24 protein-coding genes are annotated in these 24,943 nt (G+C 61.6%); 21 read left to right on the top strand and 3 right to left on the bottom strand.

Annotated elements, in window-relative coordinates; genetic code table 11:
- Nucleotides 1–404: 404 nt before the first annotated feature.
- Both ACOABP_RS31755 and trfA read right to left on the bottom strand, forming a co-directional pair.
- Complete coding sequence (locus ACOABP_RS31755) at nt 405–971, bottom strand: YcbK family protein (protein ID WP_474231803.1); 567 nt, start codon at nt 969–971, stop codon at nt 405–407.
- On the bottom strand, nt 968–2,302 hold the full coding sequence (trfA, locus tag ACOABP_RS31750; RefSeq protein ID WP_474231802.1) for a plasmid replication initiator TrfA: 1,335 nt from the start codon (nt 2,300–2,302) through the stop codon (nt 968–970). Before trfA ends, ACOABP_RS31755 begins: the two co-directional genes overlap by 4 nt.
- 123 nt (nt 2,303–2,425) lie before the next feature.
- Here trfA and ACOABP_RS31745 point away from each other — a divergent pair, with 123 nt between their 5' ends.
- The 8 genes from ACOABP_RS31745 to ACOABP_RS31710 all read left to right on the top strand — a co-directional run bounded on the left by ACOABP_RS31745 (nt 2,426) and on the right by ACOABP_RS31710 (nt 9,859).
- A complete protein-coding gene (locus ACOABP_RS31745) occupies nt 2,426–3,292 on the top strand; it encodes a hypothetical protein (protein ID WP_474231801.1) in 867 nt (288 codons plus the stop codon).
- A gap of 243 nt (nt 3,293–3,535) precedes the next feature.
- Entirely contained in the window at nt 3,536–4,882 is a 1,347-nt protein-coding gene (locus tag ACOABP_RS31740; protein WP_474231800.1) for an AAA family ATPase, read from the top strand.
- Nucleotides 4,882–5,865, top strand: a complete 984-nt coding sequence (locus ACOABP_RS31735) for a ParB/RepB/Spo0J family partition protein (RefSeq protein ID WP_474231799.1) — start codon at nt 4,882–4,884, stop codon at nt 5,863–5,865. The genes ACOABP_RS31740 and ACOABP_RS31735 overlap by 1 nt, the downstream gene beginning before the upstream one ends.
- 242 nt (nt 5,866–6,107) lie before the next feature.
- Nucleotides 6,108–7,481, top strand: a complete 1,374-nt coding sequence (locus tag ACOABP_RS31730) for a hypothetical protein (RefSeq protein WP_474231798.1) — start codon at nt 6,108–6,110, stop codon at nt 7,479–7,481.
- A 530-nt stretch (nt 7,482–8,011) separates the two neighbouring features.
- Nucleotides 8,012–8,638, top strand: a complete 627-nt coding sequence (locus tag ACOABP_RS31725; protein ID WP_474231797.1) for a hypothetical protein — start codon at nt 8,012–8,014, stop codon at nt 8,636–8,638.
- A 75-nt stretch (nt 8,639–8,713) separates the two neighbouring features.
- The gene (locus ACOABP_RS31720) at nt 8,714–9,007 is read left to right on the top strand and encodes an Arc family DNA-binding protein (RefSeq protein ID WP_474231796.1); all 294 of its coding nucleotides are present in this window, start codon (nt 8,714–8,716) and stop codon (nt 9,005–9,007) included.
- Nucleotides 9,008–9,232: 225 nt separating this feature from the next.
- Nucleotides 9,233–9,514 (top strand): AbrB/MazE/SpoVT family DNA-binding domain-containing protein, encoded by a 282-nt coding sequence (locus tag ACOABP_RS31715; protein WP_474231795.1) that lies wholly within the window; start codon nt 9,233–9,235, stop codon nt 9,512–9,514.
- 6 nt (nt 9,515–9,520) lie between these two features.
- Nucleotides 9,521–9,859: a type II toxin-antitoxin system PemK/MazF family toxin gene (locus ACOABP_RS31710; RefSeq protein ID WP_474231794.1), complete on the top strand. Its 339-nt coding sequence runs from the start codon at nt 9,521–9,523 to the stop codon at nt 9,857–9,859.
- A gap of 744 nt (nt 9,860–10,603) precedes the next feature.
- On the opposite strand, the gene ACOABP_RS31705 is transcribed toward ACOABP_RS31710, so the two are convergent.
- Nucleotides 10,604–11,599 (bottom strand): hypothetical protein, encoded by a 996-nt coding sequence (locus ACOABP_RS31705; protein WP_474231793.1) that lies wholly within the window; start codon nt 11,597–11,599, stop codon nt 10,604–10,606.
- A gap of 1,010 nt (nt 11,600–12,609) precedes the next feature.
- On the opposite strand from ACOABP_RS31705, the gene ACOABP_RS31700 reads away from it, so the two are divergent.
- Genes ACOABP_RS31700 through ACOABP_RS31640 form a run of 13 tightly spaced genes read left to right on the top strand, consistent with a single transcriptional unit; the run spans nt 12,610 to nt 24,882 of the window.
- Nucleotides 12,610–13,071: a DotD/TraH family lipoprotein gene (locus ACOABP_RS31700; RefSeq protein ID WP_474231792.1), complete on the top strand. Its 462-nt coding sequence runs from the start codon at nt 12,610–12,612 to the stop codon at nt 13,069–13,071.
- Nucleotides 13,072–13,077: 6 nt separating this feature from the next.
- A complete protein-coding gene (locus ACOABP_RS31695) occupies nt 13,078–13,887 on the top strand; it encodes a type IV secretory system conjugative DNA transfer family protein (RefSeq protein ID WP_474231791.1) in 810 nt (269 codons plus the stop codon).
- Between the two features lie 7 nt (nt 13,888–13,894).
- Nucleotides 13,895–15,067, top strand: coding sequence for a type IV pilus twitching motility protein PilT (locus tag ACOABP_RS31690; RefSeq protein WP_474231790.1), 1,173 nt, complete (start codon nt 13,895–13,897; stop codon nt 15,065–15,067).
- Nucleotides 15,057–15,305, top strand: a complete 249-nt coding sequence (gene icmT, locus ACOABP_RS31685) for an IcmT/TraK family protein (protein ID WP_474231789.1) — start codon at nt 15,057–15,059, stop codon at nt 15,303–15,305. Before ACOABP_RS31690 ends, icmT begins: the two co-directional genes overlap by 11 nt.
- A gap of 32 nt (nt 15,306–15,337) precedes the next feature.
- A complete protein-coding gene (gene parM / locus ACOABP_RS31680) occupies nt 15,338–16,387 on the top strand; it encodes a plasmid segregation protein ParM domain-containing protein (protein ID WP_474231788.1) in 1,050 nt (349 codons plus the stop codon).
- A gap of 5 nt (nt 16,388–16,392) precedes the next feature.
- The gene (locus ACOABP_RS31675; protein WP_474231787.1) at nt 16,393–16,971 is read left to right on the top strand and encodes a hypothetical protein; all 579 of its coding nucleotides are present in this window, start codon (nt 16,393–16,395) and stop codon (nt 16,969–16,971) included.
- 26 nt (nt 16,972–16,997) lie between these two features.
- Complete coding sequence (locus ACOABP_RS31670) at nt 16,998–17,576, top strand: toxin co-regulated pilus biosynthesis Q family protein (protein ID WP_474231786.1); 579 nt, start codon at nt 16,998–17,000, stop codon at nt 17,574–17,576.
- The gene (locus ACOABP_RS31665; RefSeq protein WP_474231785.1) at nt 17,576–19,327 is read left to right on the top strand and encodes a hypothetical protein; all 1,752 of its coding nucleotides are present in this window, start codon (nt 17,576–17,578) and stop codon (nt 19,325–19,327) included. Before ACOABP_RS31670 ends, ACOABP_RS31665 begins: the two co-directional genes overlap by 1 nt.
- Before the next feature lie 21 nt (nt 19,328–19,348).
- Nucleotides 19,349–20,716, top strand: coding sequence for a hypothetical protein (locus ACOABP_RS31660; protein ID WP_474231784.1), 1,368 nt, complete (start codon nt 19,349–19,351; stop codon nt 20,714–20,716).
- Nucleotides 20,703–21,299 carry a hypothetical protein gene (locus ACOABP_RS31655; RefSeq protein WP_474231783.1) on the top strand — a complete coding sequence of 199 codons (597 nt, stop codon included), beginning with the start codon at nt 20,703–20,705 and terminating at the stop codon, nt 21,297–21,299. The genes ACOABP_RS31660 and ACOABP_RS31655 overlap by 14 nt, the downstream gene beginning before the upstream one ends.
- Before the next feature lie 11 nt (nt 21,300–21,310).
- Nucleotides 21,311–23,167, top strand: a complete 1,857-nt coding sequence (locus ACOABP_RS31650) for a GspE/PulE family protein (protein ID WP_474231782.1) — start codon at nt 21,311–21,313, stop codon at nt 23,165–23,167.
- The gene (locus tag ACOABP_RS31645; protein WP_474231781.1) at nt 23,155–24,252 is read left to right on the top strand and encodes a hypothetical protein; all 1,098 of its coding nucleotides are present in this window, start codon (nt 23,155–23,157) and stop codon (nt 24,250–24,252) included. The genes ACOABP_RS31650 and ACOABP_RS31645 overlap by 13 nt, the downstream gene beginning before the upstream one ends.
- Nucleotides 24,253–24,300: 48 nt before the next feature.
- The gene (locus ACOABP_RS31640; RefSeq protein WP_474231780.1) at nt 24,301–24,882 is read left to right on the top strand and encodes a type 4 pilus major pilin; all 582 of its coding nucleotides are present in this window, start codon (nt 24,301–24,303) and stop codon (nt 24,880–24,882) included.
- The last annotated feature ends 61 nt before the right edge of the window (nt 24,883–24,943 follow it).

Below are 24,943 nucleotides of genomic sequence, written 5' to 3'. Positions count from 1 at the left end.
CACTCCAGCTGTCCGAGTCAAACACGTACGAGTGTCCGAGCTAAACACGTAGATGTCCGAGCTGAACACGTGTTTGTCCGAGTTGAACACGTCGGTGGATGTTCAGCGTAAACCGGCGCGTATACCGTCATCGCGGTCAAACTGAATGCCCGGATGTCCGAGTAAAACACGTATGTAGGAGAGGATCTGCGCCCGCTGGAGGCGGGGTGTCCGAGTAAAACACGTATCAGCGTGGACGCAACACTGGCACGCGGTTGCCCATCTGAAAGCCGCTATTCTTTGACATTGAAATACAATGAATAGCCATCAGGTCGGCTGCGCTGATGCCCCAAAAAAAAATGGCGCGCCCGAAGGCGCGCCCAACGATGGACGAGGTCTTGGCAGACCTCGCGTACAAGCCTGTATCAGCGTGTTGGCTTTGTCTTGGCCTTGGAGCCGTCCCAGAAACGGACGCGGCCGGTATCGCCATGCGTGAAGGTATCGTAGACGCCGATACCGCCCATCCCGAAGAAGCCGAACATCTGCGCGACTTGCTTCGGCGTGAAGTGATGGCTCTTGATATCGGCTGCCTTCGCGTTCTTGTGCTCGGAATTCTCCTTCCCCTTCTCTTTCCGATTGGTCTCGTCCGTGCGGAATCCGCTGGTGACGATCAGAGGGGCCGGCTTGCCGATCAGCAGTTGCTGCCAGTACTGCGTGCCGTACAGAAGATTGAGCAGATTGACGTCCATCATAACCGTTTCGTCCTTCTGCCAGTCGCGGAGTATGTGGCAAAGGCGCACGTAATTGTCGAAGACGATCTGCCCGCCCGACCAGTAGGTGACCCAGCTCTCCTCTTTGGTTTCCTCCCGATATAGCCATAGGCCTCTATCCCGAAACCAGAAGTCGTCGGTATAGGCTCCAGCGATTGTGGGCGTCAACATGCCGAGGCCGAGCGCGGCTGCGCCCTTGATGACGAAATCTCTACGGTTCATGCCGGCAGGGCCTCTCGTGCCTCCACAGCACTGAACGAAGCAGGCTTGGTGACAGCGACCTTGTCGTTTTCTTCGTCGAAGGTGAAGTCTTCTATGACGCCCTTCTTTTTCAGGACCGCAAGGGCGGCCGGCAGACCCTTCTGGCGGAAGTCGGACACCTTCTTGGTCACGATCGCCCGCCGGGCTTCCTTGTCTGATTTGTCCGGGTTCGCTTTCCGGTATGCAGCCTGCAGGGCATCGACGGTGCCGTAACAGAGCTCGAACAGACTCAGGACCTTGATTGGGTGGACCTCGGCGTACGGATTGGTCTGCAGGTACTTGAAGATCTGCCGCTCGATGCCGTTTGTCGCGTGGTACTGCTTGTCTTCCAACAGGACATAGCTGTTGGTGAAAAGCAGGACCATGCGTGGGTCCAGCTGGATATAGCGCTTGGCTCCGCTCACGATCATGTCGCGGATCGCATTGAAGGGGACAACGTTGCGTCCCTTGGCAAGCATGATGAGCCCTTCCCGTAGTCGCCAGACGCTTCGCTCCAGTTGCTCGACGTCGGGGTTGCCGAATTTCCGCGCCGATGCACTGGCCGTCTTGGCGAACGGTATTGTGCTGATCTCGATGTAGGCCCATGGCGCCTGATGCTGTGCGATCTGTATCAGTTGCATGAGGACGCGCTCATCATCGTGGCGGAGTTCGGCTCCGCTGTAGAGGACGCTGATGTTTCCTCCCAGCTGCCCCATGAATTCCCGTTCGCAGCGCCGGCGCGGGACGTTGTTACTGGCAACGTGAAAGAGTGAAGTCCTGCAAACGTCGGCCGGAAAGGCCAATCGCCCGACGGGTGTAGGTGGGAAGCGAAATCCAAGCTGTATGGCTTCCTGCCGCGCTTTGACCCGCTCGGGCTGCAACTGGTCTTTGATGGGATCTTCGGGCTCTACCAGAGCCAGTAGCTTGGCATGCGGGTGGATGTGGGCGTCGTTCTGTTCCAGCAGCAGAGCTCGCAGGGCGTCGCCCTTGAGCGGCTGCAGCTCCTTTTGTTCCGTTGGCGCTGCTTCGGTGGGCGCGGCAGGCTTTTCGTTGGATGCGGCGGGAGGTTCAGAGACCGGCCCGAAGAGATTGCGCTGGGCCGCCTTCCCTTTCGCCGGCTTACCTCCATTGAGAATGGTTTCCGTCTCGGCCTTGAGGATTTCCCACGCCTCCCGGAGGTTGATGTTCCGGTCATCCATCATGGCCCGGATGCTTTTCTCCACATCCTTGGCATGCACTGTTGTCAGCTGCCCGTTCACCTCGAAGGTGGCTTTCTGTTCGTCGGGCGCAAGGTGCTCGTCGATGTCGTTCATCGTTGTCGTGGCCCCTTCGGGAGGGCTGGAATTCCGTCAAATGCCTGCTATTATACGCGCCATAGAAAAAGATCATTAAATTTCTATCCTTTTGCGACGTTTACAACATTGTGAGGCCAGAAAATGGCGAAATTGAGCAGACAACAACTCAGGGACGTCTCGCTGGTGCGCGGCGTGTCAATGGACGATCTGGTAGCCCGGACCGGCGTGCCGATGGCCTCGCTGATGGCCATGATGGCTGGAGACGGCGACAAGGACCCCAGACTTCTGCTGTCGCAGGACACTTACGGCCGCATTCTGGATCTGCTCGGTGTGAGCGGTGACGGCTGTGGGCTGGCGGCCAAACAGGTCCGGCTCTGGATCTGCCCCGAAAAGAACCCCGGCGCATGGCAGACCGCGTTCACTAGTATCAAGAAGAGCCTGCTTGCCGACAACTCGGCCATCGTGCTGGCCGAGATCGTGACGGGCGGCACGTTCTTCGCCCGTAAGAGTCGCATCGTCCTGCTACACGACGAACAGTCGCAGGCCTCAATCGTCATTCACGGTGTCTCGGACAAGTTTTCGGCCGAATTGCGGGCGATCTGCGGCACCGAGTACGCGCATAGCACGAAGATGTCCAAGAGCGACTTCGCCCGGTTCCTCAAGCTGGTCAACAACAACGCCTGCTCTCATGCCCAGTTCATCGGCATGCTGGGCGGCGGTACGTTGCGGTACAGCTGGGCTGACGTCATGGCCGCCGCCCAGCAGTTCAACCTCCAGACGGATGACCTGATCGTGATGATTACTGATCGGGTGCACGCGGCAGTACCGGCAATATCAATCACCACCGAGGTACCGCCTGTTGCTCAGGAATCTACCAAACTGTCGCTGGTAGTGGATGGCGCGGTGCAGCCGCCGGCGTCGACGCCGGCCCCGGTCGCAGCCCCCGAATCCAAGGTGACATATGGCTCCGCGCTGCTGTTTAACGGCCCGCGCGTGGCTTCCATGTAATCCCCTTTCTCCTCGCTGCCCTCAAGCCCGTCATCGACGGGCTTTTTTGTTGCCTAAAACAACGTGAATGGTGCGGAGATCACCTGCGGCATGCACGCAACGGCGCAAAGTTAACTTGCGTATACGTCACAGGGCGGCTAATCTTCTCGCCATGCAACAGAATCCGATGCTTTGTTGATATTCTGTTGCATGCATCAAGAACCAACTTCGGCAATCCATCCCATTGCAGTAGCGAAAGTCAATATGGATATCAAACTTCCGTCACCGGGGAAGACTCGCCCAGAAGACCTCAAACGTCTGGCGTCCCTATCAGCTGTCATGCTTCAGCGGATTCGCGACGAAATGCTGGAGCCTTTCCCGCGAAAGGAGGCTCCACTCATCGCCTCGACCCGTTTGCAAGATATTTGCGGGATTGAGCGCGTTCGGTTTAGCAGGCTGCTAAAGAAGGGCGACCTTCCGCAAGGTAAGCAGCCGAAACCGGGAGGCATGCGGTATTTTACCTTGGCCGAGGCGATGGAATGGGTGAAAGCCGAACGGAAGCCGAAGGAGCGCAAAGGTAAGGGTAAAGTCATTGCTGTCGCCAACTTCAAGGGGGGCGTCACTAAGACCACGACCTCGACCCAGTTGGGACAGGGCTTGACGCTCCGCAGGGCTAGGCGCGTTTGCCATATCGATCTCGATCCACAGGGCAGCGCCACGACTTTGTATGGCGTGAATCCTCACGCTGAGATCAGTTCTGAGCAGACCATCATGCCTCTTATCGAGGCATACACGCACGGCAGGTCCTTCAACATGAAGGCCCTGCCGCTGGAGACGTACTGGCCGAATCTTGATCTGATTCCATCGTCCACTGAGCTTTTCAATGCCGAGTTCATGTTGCCGGCCCGGGCAGCCCGGGACGCCAATTTCCTTCAACTGCAGCGCCAAATGCGCTCGCAGCTCGATGGTCTGCAGCAGGCACTGCGTCACTCGATCCCGGATGGCGGATCAAATGCGGCGTTTGAGCGTGCGCTTTCCGAAGGGATGGAGTCTCTGCTAAAGCTACTTCCGCCGCAGCCGACCGAGCTGTCCAGCGATTTCGAGAAGGTTCTGTCTGACGGTCTTGAGCAGCTAAAGGATGACTATGACTACATCATCCTAGACACCGCTCCGACGCTCAGTTACCTGACCATCAACGCTATTTTTGCGGCCGACGCAGTCATTGTTCCGATCGTGCCAGACGTTTTGTCGTTCGCGTCCATGGTGCAGTTCTGGCAGCTGTTCTCGGATCTTGTGACCGGCATGGAAAGCCGGGGCGAGTCCCGAACGAAGGAATTCGATTTCATCGAGATTCTTGTGACGCGGATGGCGCAGAAGGACGCGCCGCGACTGGTATCCACTTGGATCCGGGAAGTATATGGCAGTCGTGTGAGCCCGATCGAAATCCCCGAGACCGACCTCGCTCGCAACAGCAACATGCGCTTCTCAACGATATACGATCTCGCGCCCAGCGACACGAATTCGGAAACGCTCAGGCGGATCCGCGTGCCTTGCGACCAGTTTGTCGATCTCATCGACGACAAAATTAGCGCCGAATGGGGAGGTGAATAATGTCGCTACGCAAACGATTCTCTGACGTCGACATCCGTGTGACGGATGCAGACCGGGAGAGGGCTGCGGCCGATGCGGCTACGCCGTCGGCTCCGCGTACCGCACCCGGTCAGACTATGCAAATGGAAGGCCTGCTGCGAAACGCGGAGGCTGACATCGCGCGGCTGCAAGCCCAGCTTAAGGACGCCAAGGCCAGCATGCAGATCCCGCTGGCGGATATAGATGAAGTAGAGGGTCGGCGTCGAAAGCTCACGGCAGAAGAATACGAGGAGCTGCGGGAGAACCTTAAACGGCATCCGCTGGGGCAACCGATTACCGTCCGAAAAAAGGCTGGCGGGCGGTTTGAACTTGTGGCCGGTCACAACCGTACCGCTGTGTTTCGGGATCTCGGACGCACGTCGATTCCCGGATTTGTCATTGAGGTCGATGACGATCAGGTGGAAATGGTTGCTTTCTTTAGCAACTTACTTTCGCCCACTCTGAGTGACTTCGAGAAGTATTGGAACTTCAAGAAGCTCGCACAACTGTCCGGCCTCACACATGCGGCGATTGCTGAATCGGCTGGTATAAGCCGCCCGCACGTCACGCGAATCATGCAGTTCGACGGACTGCCCGATGCGGCGTTGGAGTTGCTAAGCGGCAAGCCTGATCGACTTGGCGCGAACGCCGCTCTGAAGATGGCGAAGCTTGCTCAGGAAGGAAACGAGGAAGCTGTTACCAAGGCTATCGAGAAGCTTGTTACCGATGACTCGGTGACTCAGGATCAAGCACTCGCCTTGGCGACGCCCAAGCCGGGAAAGGCCGAAGCTTCGCCGCCTACGACTGAAACGGTGAAAAATGGAAAGCAGAAATTCTGCGACATTTCGATCCGAAACAATGTGATCGGCATGCGGTTTGCGAAAACCGTCACTGAAGACGACGCAAGGGTATGGATGAAGAAGTTCGCCGACTTTATGAAGGCTGAGCTCGCCAAGAATTCTTGATGTTCTAGTAGAACATCCTTATGAATCAGGGACTTACAAAATGAGAAAGATCTAACGCCGGGCGGACGCCCAAAAGACAAAAGCCTTCGGCGGCAACCGAAGGCTTTTGAATAAAAGGGCTTGGTTCCATCACCTCGCCCGCTACACCCAACCTCATCGAGAGGAAGGACTAGGAATCCCGAGTGTAGCGGATGACGCGATGGAGTCAAGCGTGGCCCCCTCTTTTTCGCAAAGAGACCCGCATGAACATCGCGCAATCCCAGATTGCAGGCGAGGAGTCGTTGCGCCTGCACGACATCCACGCCGCAGAACTCGACGCCGCTCTCGCCGCTATGCGCGGCGATCACATTGCTGATCTGCCGGCGCCGACCCAGCTGGCCGACATCGAGCCGGCCAGCCTAACAGTCGACCTGACCCAGCTGCCCTACAAGGTCCTCCGCGCGATCCGTCGCGCCCACAGTCTCACCACCCTGCCCTCACGCGCCCGCAGCGCATTGGGCGCCATCGCGCTGACAGTCGACCAGCACGCGCCGCTCCATTCTGTCTTCGCAGGGCGCGAATACCTCGCCCGCCGTGCCGGCCAATCATCGCGCACTCTGAAGCGCGCCATGGACGATCTGGAAGCAGCCGGTCTGATTCGAGTGGACGGTCAAGGCCGCAAAGCCGATGGCACGCTCGCTGGGGCCTACCTGTATCTGACAGCGCACGCTGCGGACCTCTTGGGCTACTTCGAGTCCGTCAAGGCCGCCTCGCGCCCTGTGTCCGTGCAGGCCGAAGCCCCGGCCGCTGCTTCATTTGACCAACCGTCGGACACCCTGTCCGACGGCTCTATATATGGTTTTTATCGGTTCCCTCTTTCACAAAAGAGACAACCCGCAGACCTGCCCGAGGATGTGAAGCCACTGCTGTCGATGGGGTTCTCGAAATTCCACATCTTTGCCCTGATGCGCTCCGCCCGTGTCGACCACGGCAAGCGACTAGGCGACGTTGTCGCCGTGGCAGGTGATCTGATCGCCAAGGCCAAGCACCCCCGAGCCTATCTAGCCAGCCTGCTGCGTGCCGAGACCGATTTCGGATTCCTCGCCCGCCAGCGCCGCGCTGATGCCACCCGCAAGGCGCAGACACAGGCCGCCGCCGAGGCCAATGCCGAGCTGCAGCACCGCATCGCCGGTCAGGTGTTCTACGACCGCGATGCCGGCAAGCGCTACGAGGTCTCCGTTGACGGGGCCCAGCTCTTCGTGCGGGATCCGGAGGAGGGCGCCGACCGCATGGCGGCCGCCGGCTGGATTGCCGGTGTTGCCAAAGGCCTGCGCACCGCGCAGCTGGTCCCGGCCACCGCATGGCTCGACGAGCAGTTTGCCGAGCGCCTGCAGGCCGGTCTTGCCAACCGTCCGAACGCTGCAGCGGCGTGGTCGGGTACAGCGGCGACATGCCGGGTGGGTCGCGTGGTGACGGCCGATGGGCACGGGGCCGAGGAGGGCGCCACAGGGGCGGCCGTAAAGGTGGATACCCCGGCGACGGCTGCGCCAGTGGCCGGCTATCTGCGGGACGTGCCGCGCCAGCGCAGCGCCGCCTTCGAGGCCTGCATGGCTGCGCTGCGCAAGCCCGTGCACTGAGCCCACGTCGGCGCCGTGTGGCTATCGATTGCAAAACATGGAATTTGAATGTCAAAGAATTCCAAACGTGGCATCGGATCATGGGGCGTTTCCCGCGCAAAATCTGACGACACACGAGACAAGCCAAGATGTCCGCACTGCTGCGTAGGGAAATCCTTACAAATCAATGAGGTGGCACGACGGAAAGTGGGGTCGACGGCGCATAAAACCCGGGATATAGTTCGGGTTATCAAGTCACTGCCGTAAATCGGCAGAAGATTCGGCGCTCGTGGTAGCGGCCAGTAGCGGCCAAGCGAGGAAGGCGGGAAAGCACCATGGGCAGGGCCCGTAGCGCTTGGGGTCGGAGCCGAAGAGGGCATCGGGATCTCGCAGGCGCAGTGTCCAATGACCTGCCTGTGGCGTCAAGCCCTGTCCCCTCGGGATTACCCCGCGCACAGATTCTTAGGCATCAACCCATCCCGGGCAGCCGGAGCATCCGCCCAGTGCGGCAACTCAGCGGGCGCATATCCGGCATCAGATCAGACAACACCATGGCTGCATTCACGCGTGAGCAGTTCCGCGCCCTCGTGCGCTGGAAGGGTTATACCTATCGGGAGCTCGCCGAGCGCTGGGGCGTCTCCGCCGACTACATCGGCGAGCTGGCGCGCAAGACAGATCGGGCCACCCACTGGGACGACGCGCTGCGCGGCCTGCCTAACAAGCGGACGATGACGCGCGACGCGCGCCTGCTGGAGCGCCGGCTGGCGGCGCTGGTCGACGCTCGCCGGCACGCCGCCGCGCTGCGGGCGCTGGCGCGCAAGCAAGGCGGAGAGTACCGCTACCACGGCCATTGCGTGGTGGGTGATATCTATACGGTGGAGAAGGCGCTGGGCGAGGTGGCGGACGAGGGCGAGCGGGGCATCGTGTTTCAGGTGAAGGACACCGGAAAAGGGGAGCGTTACGGGATCGTCTTCGAGCGCGGCCTGTGGGACTGGTTCGAGCCCATCCATCTGGACAACGATCTCGCCACCACCGGGCTCGTCGATCCGGCCATGGCCAAGACCCCGCCGAAGGACGAGGTGGAGCTCGCCAAGCGCATCGCCGCCGGCGGCCTCGACTTCTGGCCGGCGGTGCCGACCGTCAAGTCCGTCAAAGCAGGGATCCGGCCGACCGCCTAACGTGTGGTACCCAAGACGGGTGCCCGCTCGCCTGCCCCCAACACATCGATCACACATGAAGAAGGAAGCCAACCAATGGCCCGTACAGACCTGCAGGTGAATATCCGGATGCCTGCCGCACTCAAGACGCTGCTGGAGGACAGCACGTCGGCGACCCAGCGCTCGCTCAATGCCGAAATTCTCGCCCGACTGGAAGCTTCGTTTGCATCCGCCCCGGCGTCGTTTGTCGCCGACGCATCGATCGCCATCTGCGCTGCGCTCGTTGGACGTGGGGCCGCCGATGGCAAGGCGCCAGACATGCTGGCGCTCGCGGACACGGCCGTCACCGTCGCCCAAGCACTGGCCGCTCGTCTCCAGCAGGCCACATAGCCGGCCGGGTGACCTGTGCCATGGGGAATGGGTGCGTGCTCACCTGTATCAACACGTTGACACAGCGGGTGATGCCACCTATGATATGGACTGTATCAACGCGTATCGACACGCCAATGTCGCGCGCAAGTGCCGCCGGGGCCGACCGGCGATGAGCAACTATCAGGAAGGGGGTGTTTCGGCCTAGCCCCTGAGCCTAACTCTCTCGAAATGGAGTCGCACACGATGGCAGTTCAGACCCTGAAGCGTTGGGGGAACAGCCTTGCGGTGCGCATCCCCGTGGGCATGGCCGATCAGGTCGCGCTCACGGAAGGTCAGGAAATCGATGTGGACGTGGTGAACGGGCAACTGGTCATCCGCGCCCATGGGGTGCGGCGATTCTCGCGCGAGCGCTACCTGCAGCAACTGCGTGATGCGCGGCTGGCGCCGCACCCGATCATCGATTTTGGCGAACCCCAAGGTTCGGAGCTTGGCGGCCCCGACGACCCGACGCGTTTTGATACTTGAAACGCAATGATTAACAACATTCCAGAAGCAGGTGACGTCATTCGGCTGTACATCGGGCCGAGCAAGGGAAACGAGCAGGACGGATATCGCGCGGTGCTGGTGCTCTCGCCAGTCGACGTGAACGAGCTCACGGGGCGTGTCTTCGTGGCCCCGATCACAACCACGGTGCGCGGCTGGGAGACGGAGATTCCGATCGCCAGTCTCAAGCGCCCCGGGGTCGCGTTGATTGACCAGACCCGCTGGCTTTCCTTTGAGGCCCGAGCGTTCCGCTACGATGGCGAGCAGGCAACTGGCGAGGAGCTGACGGCGGCGAAGTTTGGCCTGCGCATGCTGCTCGATCTGTAGCTTGATGGAGGAAGGCGCCCACCCGGGCGCCTTTTTTCATGGTGCGCGCGCCCTTTGCCGCGCGCTGCCCGAAATACGCTGCCGCAGTGGATTGGATGGCGTACGCCGAAGGCGCGTTCGATGCCGACTGGCACGCCGTTGCATTGATGTCCCACGACGCTGTCGATCGATTCCGATAGCAGGTGGATCGGTCCCCCAGTACCCCGTACATCAGGCGTATGCGCGCCCCTACGGCGGCCTGACCTTGCTGCCGCCGTCAACGACCTTGCCCTGCAGGCAGCGCGTCCCGGCGAATCATATTCGCCGGGACGCATGGTCAGACCAGCGGCCCGGGCCTGCGGCCCCGTGCCGAACATCGCCACGACAGCCAGCGCTTCGAGAGGCCAGCGTCTGGCTGTCGGGGCACGCAGGCAAATTCAAAAGCGGCGCGGCGCGCCCCACGGCCCGCGTGCGGGCCAGATCGATCCCTAACAAAGCGGACGGCGATGCCGTCCGGCCCGGGGCACCCAGTCATCGGTGGTTGGCATCGACCTAAAACGGCCGCCGGCTTCGGGCCGGCGGCGTCAGCGACCAAGCGCGGCGCGCCAACCAGACAAACCGGGATGCCTCAGGGCGCCGGAAGCTTGGTGCCAATGCTCGCGCAGGGACGGGATCCAGATCGCGGATAGACGCCCCGACAGTTCCCATTGATATCCAAATAAAAAAGGCCCGCGTGCGCGGGCCCGATTGATACCTCGCTACCCGTCAGCGAAGGCGCGGGACACGGCCGGCTTGGCGAGCGGCCAAATAGCTGCGATAGGTCTCCAGCGTGACGTTCTGCACGGCTGCCACGCTCTCTGCAGTCGGGAACACGCGAACCTTGCCCCGCCCATGGCGGCGCTTGCCATAGTGCTCGAAGGCCGTTTTGGTGCTCTTGTGGCCGACCGTTGCCGACAGGAGGATTGCGGTCTCGAACGTGAGCTTGGCATCGGCGATGAACTGATGCCGAAACGAATACATGGTCACGCTGGACTGTTCCTTGCGACTGCCCGCTACGGCCATGGCGCGGCAGGCCTCGAACTCGTGCTTGAGCGCGAGCTTGATCCGCTGGGCGTCCTCATCCGTATCGGCTGCGCAGGCGGCAAGGGCGCGCGCGAGCGTGTCCCGCTCGTCCGCGTCGAGCTCGTCGACATACATCTCTCGGGTCGGACCGTTGGCGCGCCCGTTCGTGTGCTTGGCGTTGCGTACCTGCAGGACAGGCCGCCCGTCCTCCGCGTGCGTCGTCAGTTTCGAGAACGACCATTCAATCGGGCGCAGGCCAGCCAGCAGCGTGCCTTCGAGCACGGCGAGCAGCGTTGCCGCATGCTTGTGACCGGCCTCGATGCGGCGCTCGATCACGTGACGGATCTCCTCCCAATCCTGCTTGGGGACGTGCTTGCGCTTGCGCCCTGCGGTGTTCGCACTCGTTCGGGCCAGCCCCGAAGACCCGTATTGGGCGAGCTGTTCCAGCGCTTCGTGATGCCCCGGATATTGGGTCTCGATCACGTAGGTTGCGGCCGCCTTGTTGAACCGCCAAGTGGCCATGGCCATGTCGGGGCGTCGCATCATCAGATAGGCAACGATCTCGGCGGGGGTCGGATCCTCAACGCCCGTCTCGTCCACGAGCCGGTCTACGAGACGCCGATAGTGCTGCTCATAGTTGGCCACGGTACTGGCGCTGCGTGTGGGTGACGCGGATTGGAACTGGGTCGCGCTCTGCATGCAGGAGGTCGGTCCTTCAAGTCGATGCCCCGGGCCGTATACGGTGCCGCGCAAGCGTTTACCGGTGTCCCTTCAGGCGAATTTGCTGCCGATTTTCCACTTTAGATACCGAATTGGCAATGTGGGGGCCGATGTTTTGCGGAATAGTGAACGAGCTTCGTTGTTTTGGTATCTCCCCCCGTTATAGCCAGTCTCCAACGCGACCGTAAACGGATCGCGTCGTCCTGTCCATAACGGGGGTGCGTAAACGCACCGCGCTCGATACCGAAGGGGCGTTTTGGTTCACGAGCAGAGCGAAGGGTGGGCCCCGAAACAGTCCCGACGACGGTCGGTGTCAGCCACTGCGATGCGTGATGGCAATTAAATGAATTTGAATGTCAAAGAATTCTAAGAATGACATCGTAATCCCGGAAAGGCCTTGTGGGACCGCGATGTTTTAAAGCCCTGTGCGGCGCACCGAGGGAATTTCGGTATTGGCGACCCCTAATTCCAATGAATTCAAATTCACGGCAATACGAAGGTATAGACAGGTGCTGGGGGAGGGCGCGATGCGGCGGTTAACTGTCGCGGTCACCGTATACGGCCCGCCGATCGGCACTGTCGTAAACGTCCAGCAGGGCCACCGTTAACGTACGTTTACGCAGAGAGACCCGTCCCGTATGAGCGGCGCCGGCGGAGATTCCGGATGTTGGGCCGGGTCGGTCGGCCCGCGCAGGAAAGATGCCGGGCACCGTCGAGGCGGTGGAGTCGATGCTCCAAAGACTGGTGGCAATGCCTGCCAAGACGTGGCGGCATGGCGAGCGGCCGGGACTGACGTGGGTGGCCCGGGGCCCGGTCGGAGGCCAAGCCCGGCGCGGGCGCGCCCCCGGGCGTAGCCCTATGTCCGCATTGTGTTTGGCGCAGACGCAACAGAAAAAAATAATTATTTTTGCATCCACAGAAGACGAGAAACCAAAAATCTGTGAGAATACGCCGCGTGAAAGACCTGACACATGCGTCGAAGGATTGCAATGCGCGAACTCGCAAGGAAGTCGGCCCTCTACATGGCCACGCTCGGACTGGTGGCCGGCTGCGCCCAGCCGGTCGCCCCGGAAGCCACTGACGAGCAGAAGACCGCTGTCGTCTATGACAAGCTGGTGGCGATGGCCAACGTCGCGGTCAACGCGCAGCGCGAGCTGGCCATGACGGCCGATGCCAAGCGTCAGACCGAGATGAGCCGCCGCCAGCGCCTGCTGACCGACGTGGTGAGCTATGACTCCTACGCCGACGTGGAAACGATCCTGCGCGACATCTCGAACAAGTACGGCTACAAGCTGGAAGTGTTTGGCAAGCGCCCGGCGGGTGGGGTGCCGGTCAACGTGTACGTACAGAACCGCCCGGTGCTCGATGTGCTGAAGTACATCGGCTACTCGACCCCCTTCTTCGACATCAAGCTCAATCCGGACGCGATCGAGCTGCACTACAAGGGGTAAGCGGCCATGCCGATGGACCTCACGACGCTCGAAGCGCTCCAGAACCTGAACCAGCCGGTCATCGAGCGCAAGGCTGGCGAGACCGGCGAAGGCGGCCGTGGCACGCGACTGGATGCGCTGCGCAACGCGGCGCTCAGCGTCGGCGCACGTGGCGCGCTGATCGCCCAAACCAAGCTCATCAACAAGGCGATCAAGCAGGCCGAGCGCACGCTTGATACCACCTACAACTTCCAGCCCCTCATGATCGAGGGCCGGATCATCCCGGCGGTACTGACCGAAACGCGGGACGTCTATACACAGGAAGGCGACAAGACCATCCTGTTGTCCGGCGTCAGCTACAAGATCGAAGCCAACCCGCGCTTTGCCTCGCGCGCGCCGACGTGGCGCGAATACCTCTATATGGAACCCGGCGAGCTTACGCCGGCGAGCCTGCAGCTGTTGCCCCGCGATGCCGGCGAGCAGGAGATCTGGCGTCGCGCCGTGGCCGAAGGCTGGCAGCAGGGCCTCAAGCAGGCCGACGACATCTTTGATGCCAACACCAAGCGGCTTGAACGGGACTACACCGGGATGATTCGGTACCACAAGCTGACAATGAACAACAAGATCTCGCTGCCGAGTCTTGCTCAATCGATGCTGCCGATCAATTCGAAGGGCGACACCATGACGGTGGACGAGCAGCTGCTGCGCATCACGCGGCTGCCGGCGTTCAATACCAATATGTCGCAGTGGGAAGCGCTGGGGCAGGAAGTGGGGCAGCTCCAACAACAGGGCGCGGCGCCCGAGCCGGCCCCGCGGAATCTGCCGGAGGTGCGCTGATATGTTCGTGACCAAGCAAGAGCCGATCCAGTATGTGTCGGACTGGCGCGAGCCCAACCAGTGGGGCGACAAGAGCGATCTCTCGTCAGCCTTGCTGGAAGCCGTGCAGCAGGGTGCGAGCGATATCTATTTCCACGCCGGCAATCCGTTGCTGTGCAAGATCGACGGCTATCTGCGGCATCTGACGACCCGCAGGCTGGTGCAGTCCGACGTCATGAATGTCCTGCAGTTCGCCTGCGGCAGCGGCACGCTGGCGAGCCAGCTGGAGCAGGGCAAGGAAGTCGCGACCAGCTACAGCGTCTTGCATCCCACCGAACGCGACCCTGCTGGGGAGCGCCTTCGGTACCGCTTCCGCGTGAACGCGGTGCGCGGGGAGCTTCGCAATACCCCCAACGCCCAGATCGTGCTGCGCTCGATCCGCAGCACCCCCTATAAGGCCCACGAGATCGGGTTAGAGCCGGAGCTGCTGGCGGCGATGACACCCGAGACCGGATGTGTATGGATCACGGGCGCTACCGGGTCGGGCAAGTCCTCCACGATCAGCGCCGTGATCGATGACATTCTCACCACGGACGATCCGATCGTCCACGGGAACATCCTGACGTTGGAGCGGCCGATCGAGTACGTGTTTGACAACGTGCAGAGCAAGCACAGCGTGATCCACCAAGTCGAGGTGGGTCGCGACATTCCCACGTTTGCCGACGGCATCAGCGCCTATATGCGGATGGACCCGTCGTACATCATGGTGGGCGAAACCCGCGAGGAAGCGACGGCGGCGGCCTGCCTGCAGGCGGCCAACACCGGTCACCCGACCGCCAGCACCCTGCACACCAACGAGTGCGCTTCGATCCCGACGCGACTGCTGTCGTTCTTCCCGCAGGAAGTCCGCAACACGATGATGTTCGAGATCATCGATACCGCCCGGGTGCTGGTGAACCAGCGTCTGGTGGGCCATGCGAGCGGCCGGGGCCGCGTTGCACTGCGCGAGTACCTGATCCTCAGCGAGGACATGCGCAACGACCTGATCCGCAAGAGCTCGCCGGAACGGCTGACGGCCGACCTGCGCGATCTGGTCCGCACTGCCGGACGCACCTTCATGCAATCGGCCGAGCTGGCGCACGCCGAGCAGCGCATCAGCACTCAGACTCTTGACGAATGCCGGAGGCAATATGGCCGCTGACCCGCACTGGCGCAATACCGCCAACGAAGTCCGCTTTCTCTGGCTCGACGCGCGCGCATTTTCCCCGTTTCCGTTGCTGATGGTCATCAAGAGTGTCACCATTTTGTACCTCGGATGCGGATTTATTGTTTTTTTTCTATTCGCCGAAAAGCATCTTGGGCTAAACTTCAGCAAATTCAAACGATTTATCAGAGTTCGGATCACCGGACCTGTGAAGACGGTCAGGCGCATGCGCTGAAACCGGATTTCAACACTCGATGGACGTAAAAAATGGCAAACAACAAACTCGCACTCGCAGCATCCCAACCTGACCTTCCGGTCGCCGACGTTGGCATCGACGATGGGCATTTCGGCATCAAGGCCATGACCGACGCCTTCGGCGAGCTTCGCAGCGTCTATGTGCCGTCGCGGATCGCCACCGGCACGATGGTGGACCTTGGTACCAACGCCGAGGACAACTGCTACCGCGACGCGGCGGGCAACAGCTATACGGTGTCGGCGCAACTCGCTTTCGCCGATACGCGACTAGGCACCTACGCGCTCAGTACCGAAAACCACGTGCTGATCCATCACGCCCTGATCCAGCTGGGTCTGGCCGGTCGCGACGTGCGGATTGCCACCGGCCTGCCGGTGAGCGACTTCTACCTCGACGACAAGACGAACGACGATTTCATTCAGCGCAAGATCCAAGCGCTGGCCAATGCCGATCTGCGCAATGCCAACGACAACGTGCCGCTGGCCCGCATCGTCGGTCACACCGTCTATTCCGAGGCGATCGCGGCCTTTTATGACTTCGCCATCGACGAGAGTGGCAACGAAGTAGGCGACATCATGGATCAGGCCGAGAACGGCCCGATTGCGGTGGTCGACATTGGCGGCGGCACCACCGATGTTGCGGTGATCCTCAACGCTGGCCGTAGCGTGGACACGAAGCGCTCGGGCAGCGCGCGCCTCGGCGGCCTGTCGCTGAACGCAGCGGTCGAGAACGGCATCAAGGCCGCCAAGGGCTGGAAGAGCCTGACGCCCAAGCAGGTCGATACCGCCATCGAAACCGGTTCCGTCCGGGCGTTGGGTACCGAGCATGACTTCAGTGAGCTCGTGCGCTACGAAAAGGAACAGCTGGCCAAGAAGATCATCGGCGAGCTGAACAAGCGCGTCGGAGATGGGGCCGATCTGGAGGCCGTCTACTTCGTCGGCGGCGGCACCAAACTGCTGCAGGAGCAGCTGAACGACCTCTACCCCCACGCTGTATTCGTGGCCAATCCGCAGTACGCCAACGGAAGTGGCCTGTGGAAAGCGGTGAAGTACCTGCAGGGCTGACGCTGATGAGCGAAGGACGACAAACGAAGCGCCTGAATGTCGTCCTTGATCGAGATCGCGAACGGGACCGCAAGGCCCTCGACGTCCTGAGCAAGATTCCGGACGGGACTCTGATGTATGTGGTCCGCACGGTGATGCTCAACGGACTCGCAGATCTGGATGAGGACGGCGTGAACGCATTGATTGCGCAGGCGACGCGCGATCAGGTGGGACGTGGACGCAAGCGCGGTCCGCGCACCGGCAGCAGAAAAAAGGTGGCGGTGCTACGCGACGACGCTCGGGAACCTCCCGAAGCTGCGCCGCCTGCGCCGCCGGTGACAACAACCCGGTCACCTGTCTTGGACGCACAAGACGGCGACCACCCGATCTCCCCTCCGCAGCAGGCGGTGGCAACGGCTGCGGTTCCTGAACCGGCTCTTGACCCACCGCCTGTGCCACCCGCTGCCGCTACGGCGGCAGCGGTGGCGCCGGAACGCCCGGGACCTGTGCCGAATCTGGCGCCGGAGATGCCGCCGCCGGTTGCCCCGGTCAGGCAGAGCCGTCTGGCGAATCTACGCGGGCAAGGGGTGAGCGGACCGCAATAAGCACTAGCGCAACGGAAAGAGGAATCATGCGAACAAGGATCTTTGCAGCGGCAGCCATGGCATTGGCCTGCGCGCCAATCGTGGCTCAGGCGGGCTTCGATATCGACCCCGCCATGGCGAAGGCCTTGGCGCCGAAGCCGGCCGAGCCGGCACCGCCGCCGGTAACAACGGTCGCGGCGATCGAGCCAAAGGCCGATCCGATTGCAAAGATTGCGGACACCGCAACTGCCTCGCCGGCTGCTGCCCAGACGGCGTCGGCGCCGCAACCGCCGGCCGCCGCAACACCGGCCAAGGTCACGGTAGGCGGGCCGATTGCGGATGCCCCGATTCCCATGCGCGAGTGGCAGATCCTGCCGAAGGATCTTACGATCTACGCCACGCTGCGCCGTTGGGCGAAGGAAGCAAACTGGCAAGTGTCGTGGGAGGTGTCCGTGGACTATCCCGCAACGCTCACCAGCACCTTCAAGGGATCCTTCGAGGACGCCACTGAGCAGGTCCTGAGCGCGTACAAGAACAGCGAGTTTCCGCTGCAGGGTTGCTTCTATCAGGACAATCAGGTGCTGCGCGTGACGCGGTACGTCGCCAACAGCCGGGACTGCCAGTAATGAAGAAGACGATCGTTACGCTGGCAGCGACGTCGCTGCTGGCCGGGTGCGCTGCGCCCATTCAGGATGTCAAGGACGCGCTCGCGCTGGCCGATGCCCGCGCACTGGCTGCGCAACAGGCGAGCAACGCCAATACGATCCGCGACACGTCGGTGGTGCACCGTGTCAAGGGCGCATGGCTGGGCGGCAAGCCCATCCCGGTGACGTCCGACGTCACGCTGCCGGACATTTTCAACCAGCCCTACGAATTCCGTGATCTGACGAACAACCGCAAGGTGAACCTTGCGGCCTTCGCACGCCTGTTCACGAACAGCACGGGTATTCCGGTGCGCATCGGTGACGTCTACGGCGTCAGCCGCAGCAATGGCGGTAGCGCCCCGCTGCCGCAGACGGGGGCACAGGGGATCCCCGGCGCCATCAACGTGCCACCGTCGCCGCTGGCGACTGGGGCGCCGATTCCGATTGCGGGCGGGTCTGCATTCAGCGCGCCGAATGCCCTGCAGCTCACCAATCCGAGTGATCCGACGCTGTCCGGCATCGATCTGATCTATACCAAGGCGACGCCCAAGCAGGTTCTCAACGACGCGATGTCGCAGTGGAACCTGAACTGGCAATGGCAGGATGGTGCGGTCGTCATCTCGAAGTACATCACGCGTAAGTTCGCCGTCAAGCTGCCAACCAAGGACGTCAACTCCGAGAGCACGATGGGTAAGACCAGCGACTCGAAGGCGGCGACCAGCAATACCGCCGGTGGCGGTGGCGGCGCCGGTGGCGGCGGCATCCAGACCGGCTTTACGTCCTCGACCAAGATTACGTCGACGGCGGATCTGAAGGGCTTCGAAGCGCTGGTGGACGAGCTCAAGAACCACCTGCGCGACACCACGGTGACGCCGAACAAGGTGGACGGCACGATTACCGTCACGGGCAGCCGTGACAATATCGCGACGGCTCAGCGCATCATCGATCGCAGCAACGAGATCCTGAGCCGTTCGGCGAAGTTCAACATCGCGGTCTATCAGGTGAAGACCAATCGCGGTGACGAGTACGGCGTGAACTACAACGTGCTCTTCCAGACGCTGTCCGAACGCTTCGGTTTTGCCCTGACCTCGCCCGCGAATCTGGTTTCGTCGTCGGCAGCTGGGGTGACCTTCAACATCCTGAAGCCCACCAATGGTACCCCCGGGCAGTTCTCGGGCTCGCAGGCGATTTTCAACGCGCTGCACGCTTACGGTGACGTCGTGACCATGCGCAATCTGGACGTGCTGGCACGCAACCGTCGTCCGACGCCGGTGAACCTCACCAACCAGACGTCCTATCTGGCGCAGACGACGCCTGCAACTGCTTCGTCGGGTGGCACCGGCGGTGTGCCGGGCCTGACGCCGGGCGTGGTGACGACGGGCTTCGCCGCCAACGTCGAGGCCAACATCTACGACAGCAACCAGATCAACCTGAACCTGAACATGGGCATCGTGGATCTGGTCACCATCGACCAGTTCGGCACGGGTCAGGGCGCCTCGGCGCAAATGATCCAGCTGCCTGTGACCAGTGGTTTCGAATTCCAGCAGGACGTGGATCTGCGCCCGGGTGAAGTGCTGGTGTTGACCGGCTACGAGACCAAGGTCGACCAGTACATGGCCAACAAGCTGGCACGCGAAACGCCGATCTGGTTGGGTGGGTCGTTCAACGGCAAGGGCACCAAGGACAAGATCGTCATTGTCGTCACGCCCGAGAGCGTCACCAATAGCCAGTAAGGGTCCGAGTCGATGAATGCGATGAGCCCCATCATTAAGGTTGGCGACCGGTTTCTGGCGTTCGGTTTGAACTGGATTCGGTTCGACGGCGGCGAAGCCAAAAAGCCCATCGAAAAGGCCACGAAAGCCGCACGCGCGCGGGCCAATGAGGACGACTATCCCTACATGGTGCTCCTGCGCATGGAGGCCGGCGTGCGCGCCGGTTTCCTGCGGGATCTGGATGTGGAGGAAGGCAAGCCGAAGAAGGGACGCCTGCTGTCGGCCGCCGCCCTCTTCGGGTCGATGGAGGGCATCGAGGCTAACGCCATCTTCATCCACCCATACAAGCCATTGGGTGCCGAGCAGCGCGTCGCTTCCGTAATTGTGCTGTACGAAGGCGAGATCTTCGAAGACCGGCCCGTTGTGCGGTTGGGGGAGATCCACAAGCACATCGAGAAGGTGATCGGGATCATCTCGGATCAGGCGGGCACCGGCGAGCCGATTCCCTTCGCCCGCTACACGACGGATCCGGAACAGTTCCCCGACGCGACGCCGCTCGCACTGGACGACCTGCTGTCGGGCGACAAAGAAGCCAACGAGGCGGCGGCCATCCACGATGCGAAGTCGACGCTGGGCATTCGTTTGTTGATGATTGCGGTGCTGCTCGCCATGGGCGGCAGCATGGGCTGGCACAAGTATCAGGACTACCAGCGCCGGCTCGAACTGGAGCGTCAGCCGGCGCAGCAGCAAGGGCCCAGCCCGGCCGAGTTGTACCAGCGATCGCTCGATGCGCAACTGCAGCAGATCGGCGTCACGCCGGCGACCTTTGTCAAGGTGGCGCTCGCGCCGATGGGGCAACGCGAGACGATCGACGACAACGGCTATCAGATGACCGCCTCGACATGCACCGACGCCGGAGTCTGTACCGAGAACTGGAACCGCCTCGCGGGGGTGGGCACCTATGACCGCTTTGTCGCGGCAAACGAAGGGGCCCAGTTCGAACACGGGCAGAGTGGTGCGGAGAAGCTGACGTTCCGCATCACGATCCCTCGGGCCGGCACGACGCGCGCGGCGTTGCCCCGCGCGGCGGATTTCGGTGTGGGCATGACGTCGCTGCATCAGCGGTATGGCGCGATCGGCATGACAGTCACCACCGAGGCCCTGAGTATTTTCGGGCTGCCTGCAGGCGTGCAGGAAACGGCCTTGCCCGCTGGTATCCGGGTGGCTTCGATGGGGGTGACCGTGTCGGGACCGATCGGCTACGCACGCGAGCTACTGAGCGGCGGTGCTGCGCCGGAGCTGCAGCTGCCAACGAATTTCTATGTCAACGAGGTCAGCTTCGAGAAGCTGAACGGCCCGCCGGAGCAAGCGACCTTCAAACTCAAGGGGACCTACTATGTCCAACAGTAAGCGCCGCGTGCCCGCCGCACGTTGGATGGCGTGTGTGGCGCTGGCTGGCATCGTGCCGATGACCGCCCATGCGCTGACCGTCGACGACATTTCTGCGACGAACCTGCGCGTGAAGGATCTGGAGGCCAAGACTTCCGAGGCCAAGGCACGCAACGAATTGGAGAAGGCCGGTGGCGCGGCAGGCGCAACAGGCGGCGTCCCTGCGAAGACCCTCACGCCGGAGCGCTCGCTCGATGACGGGATTGCGTTGCTGTCCGTGGTCGGCCCCTCGGCCGACCCGACGTACGTTGTGCAATACCGTGGGGTGCCCATGCCTCTCAAGATGGGGCGCGAGGCCATGGACGGCTGGATGCTGGATAGCGTGAAGGGCAATCGACTCGTGCTCGTGAAGCGCAACGGTAAGCACGTTGCCGAAACACGCACCGTCACGATGTCGGACGTGACCTATGCCAGCCAACGTGAGCAGCAGCGCGTTGATGCCGCGCGCATGCAGGCAGGCGCGGCCAATGGACCGGGCGGCATGATGTCGCCGTTCGGCATGGGGCCGCAGGCCAACAACGTCGATAAGGCGCCCACTCCCTAACCACGCGCGTCATGCTCGGATTCCTCGGCAAGAAAAAGGCTGAGCCGGCTGCCAAGCCGGCCCCTGCCCGTCGCGTAGCCAAGCCTGCTGCGCAGGCGCCTGCACGCCCGGCGGCTTCGGGCGCCAACAACGTCGTTCCACTCCCCACGCGCACGCCAGCGCCGGCGGCGGCTGGCGCGCCGCCCGTTGCCGGCGGCGTTCGAGTCATCTCCCAAGCGGTCGACCTCCCGTCGCACGTGGGAGTCATCAGCGGCACCGACAAAAACAGCTTCGTCAAGGTGACGGATGCGCAGGAGAAGATGTTCTGCGTCATCCGTATCAACCAGCGAGAAGCGTGTGTGGTCGCGGCACCGGCCTTCAGAGCGCTGTCGCAAGAGGTGCGGCTGGAAGTCATCAGCATGGTGCGCTCTGCGCTGCAAACGCGCGAGATCGAGTTCAATCGTACGCTGCACGCCACCGAGCAGGTCTTGGCGGGCCTGCTGGCGGACCGCAGCCGCACGCGGGCAGGCAACGAATCCGAGGCAGACGCAGCCAAGGCGACGGAGGCGGGTCGACTGTTTCAGTCGTGGGTGTCCTATGGCGTCATGGAACGCGCCACGGACATTCATATCGAGGTCCGCGAGAACGAGAACGTTGTGTACCAGCGTTTCCGGATCGAGGGCGAACTGGAGCTGATGCGCGATGCTGTGGCGTGTTTCCCGACGCAGGCGCGTAGTGCGCTCTCGGTGGCGTACAACAAGCTGACCCTCGAAGGGACGGGCTCTCACTCGAATTTCATGGGCAACGAGTACCAGTACTCGATGATCCCATTCGAGCATGGCGGGAAGAAATACAAACTGCGGGTGCAGACCCTGCCGACGGATGGCATGGACTTCATCATGCGGATTCTCGACGTCGAGAACAAGACCTACTTCCCGTTGGCCGGCGAGGGTGGGCAGGGATTCGAAAGGTCGCAGGAAGAGACCATGCTGCGGGTAATGGGTGTCGAGGACGGCGGGATCATCGTGTTCTCGGGCATCACCGGCTCCGGCAAAACGACAGCCGCCAAGGCCATGCTCGACTTCCAGCCGGGCAAGGAAAAGAAAAAGCGCATCGGTATCGAGGATCCGAAGGAGTACGACATCGACAACTACTCTGGGTTGTCGATCCAGCGCGACGTGGGCGACCCGGAGGCCAGCAAGCGGTCGTACATGGAAGCCTACGTGTCGCTGATGCGCTCGGATCTTGACCTTGGCTACGTTGGGGAAATCCGGGACAACGTGTCGGCCAACGCCGCGCTGGTCATCGCGGAATCCGGGCACTTGGCCATGGGCTCGAACCACGCCCGTAACCTCATGGGCATCCTGCCGCGTCTGACCTCCCAGTCGATTGGCGCGGACCTGTTCGCCTTCACGGAACCCGGCGTATTTCGCTTGATGGTGAATCAGGCGCTGCTGGGCACATTGTGCAAGCACTGTCGGATTCCACTGAACGAGGCACCGCATGATGTGCGCGCGGAGCTCGACGAGGTTGGTGACCGCTTCGAGGTCGACACCAGCGGCGTCTACGTGCGCCGCGCGGGTGGCTGCAAGCACTGCCGTGGCCGTGGCATCAAGGGCATGACCGTCATTGCCGAAGTCTACGAGCCGACAGACGACTTTCTGACCCTGATGCGCGAGCGCAAAACGCGTGAAGCCAAGCAGGTATGGCTGCAGGGATGGGACGGGAAGTTTGACACCGACAACATGCTAGGGAAGACGAAGTTTGAGCACGCGCTCCTGAAGATGCTACGTGGCGATCTGGATGTCGACGCGGTGCGCAGTCGTGCGACGAACGGCATCTTCATGAATCACCTCACGATGGAGCGCAAGGAAACATGGAAGCATTGAACCGCTGGGCCAATAGCCTCCAGTTGTGGTTTGCGTGCTTGGACTTCAACGGTACGCGCGAAGACTTCTACAAGGAACTGGCGCTCGCCATCGAGGATGACGAAGGCATCGTGACGTTCCTTTCGGAGGAAATTCAGGAGGCTCGCAAGTACAAGGAGTCGGGGCCTGTGCTGCTGTTCCGTCGCATGCTGCGCCGGATGGACGAGCAGCAGGGGCGCTTTTCGCACATGCTCGACACCATCGTGCCAAAGGGCGATCTCTTCGCGCTGACGGCCATTGACGAAGTGGACAAGAAGAAGAAGGTCGACGGCCTGCGCTTTCTTGCCGAATCGGTAGTACGTGTGCGACAGATGGCTGGTCTCATCTTTGGCGCGCTGCAGACGCTTATCACGATGCTGCCCGTGTTTCTGGCGTTCGCCATCATCAATGCGGTGGTGGTGATTCCGGAATATGAGCAGATGCTACCGCTGCAGTACTGGCCGACGGTCGGCAAATCGCTGTATTGGGTGTCGTATGTGGTGCGCAACTACTGGTACGTGCTGATCGTGGCCAGCCTCGGCAGTGTGTGGGGCTTTCTGCATTCCCTCGACCACTGGTCAGGCGTGCGTCGGGCGAAGTTCGACAAGCACTTCCCGTACAGCCTGTATCGAGATTTCCACGGCTCGATCTTTCTGGTGCGGCTCGCGCAGCTGCTGCAGACCGACTTCTCGCTGACCGAGGCGCTGCAGATGCTACGGGCCAAAGCATCGCCATGGATGAAGTGGCATATCACGCGGATCCTCCGGAACATGGATGACTTCGGGCAGGACTACGGGCAGATCATCAACACCGGCATCTTCTCGCGTCGCATGCAGAAGCGCGTGAGCGCCTATGCCCGTCGTCGTGGCTTTGGGGATGCACTGGTAGTGCTGGGTGGCGATGGCATGGAGGCGCTGATGGATGACATGCGCAAGATGAGCGCGCGCCTGAACAAGTTGTCCCTGATCTTCTGCTTCGTCGGCCTGTGCTACTTCCACTTCGGCATGCAATACACGTCGAACAATCTCATTAGCCAGATCAAGCAGGACTCCGTCCCGCAACGATAAATATCGCTTTCTCGCTGTCGTTTTTACTCATAAAAATTGGAGTTATTCATGCATTATTCGGACAAAATGAATGCATCCGTTCGCACGCTGCGTGGCAAGCGTGCGATGCGCAAGCACCAAGCAGGCTTCGGCATGATCGAGGTAGGTCTCGCGCTGCTGATTATTGCGGTGGCGGTGATCTACGCGGTGAGCCAGTACAACTCATCGCGGGCTGACAGCAAGGCGCAGAACGAGGTCGCAGACTTCACGCGCCTGCTGGCGAAGGCGCAGGATGCTTACTCCAGCCTGCCGGACTACACCGGCGTGACGACTGCGGTGCTCATCAACAACAACGTGTTTGCGTCGCGCTGGGTGAATGCCGCGCGTACGGCGGCCGTGAACAACTACAACGGCAACGTGACCGCCGCGCCCGCGACGCTGGTCAACACCAATGACTCTGTCGCGTTCACCAGCGTGAGCTACGACCGCGACGCCTGCGCCAACATCCCGTCGAAGATGGCCAATGCCACGCGCCGCATGGATGTGAACGGCACAACGGTGAAGCCCGACGGTGGCAACGTCAATCCGACGCTGGTGGGTTCGTCGTGCCTCGATACGGGCAACACCATCACGTATTACGTTGGGAAATAAATATTAAAAAACCGCGTCGCTGCACCAATATTTGGAATATGACGGCTAAAGTCTGATTATT

The organism is Cupriavidus sp. HE11, assembly GCF_056097175.1.
This window is presented reverse-complemented; position numbering and strand designations above follow the sequence as displayed.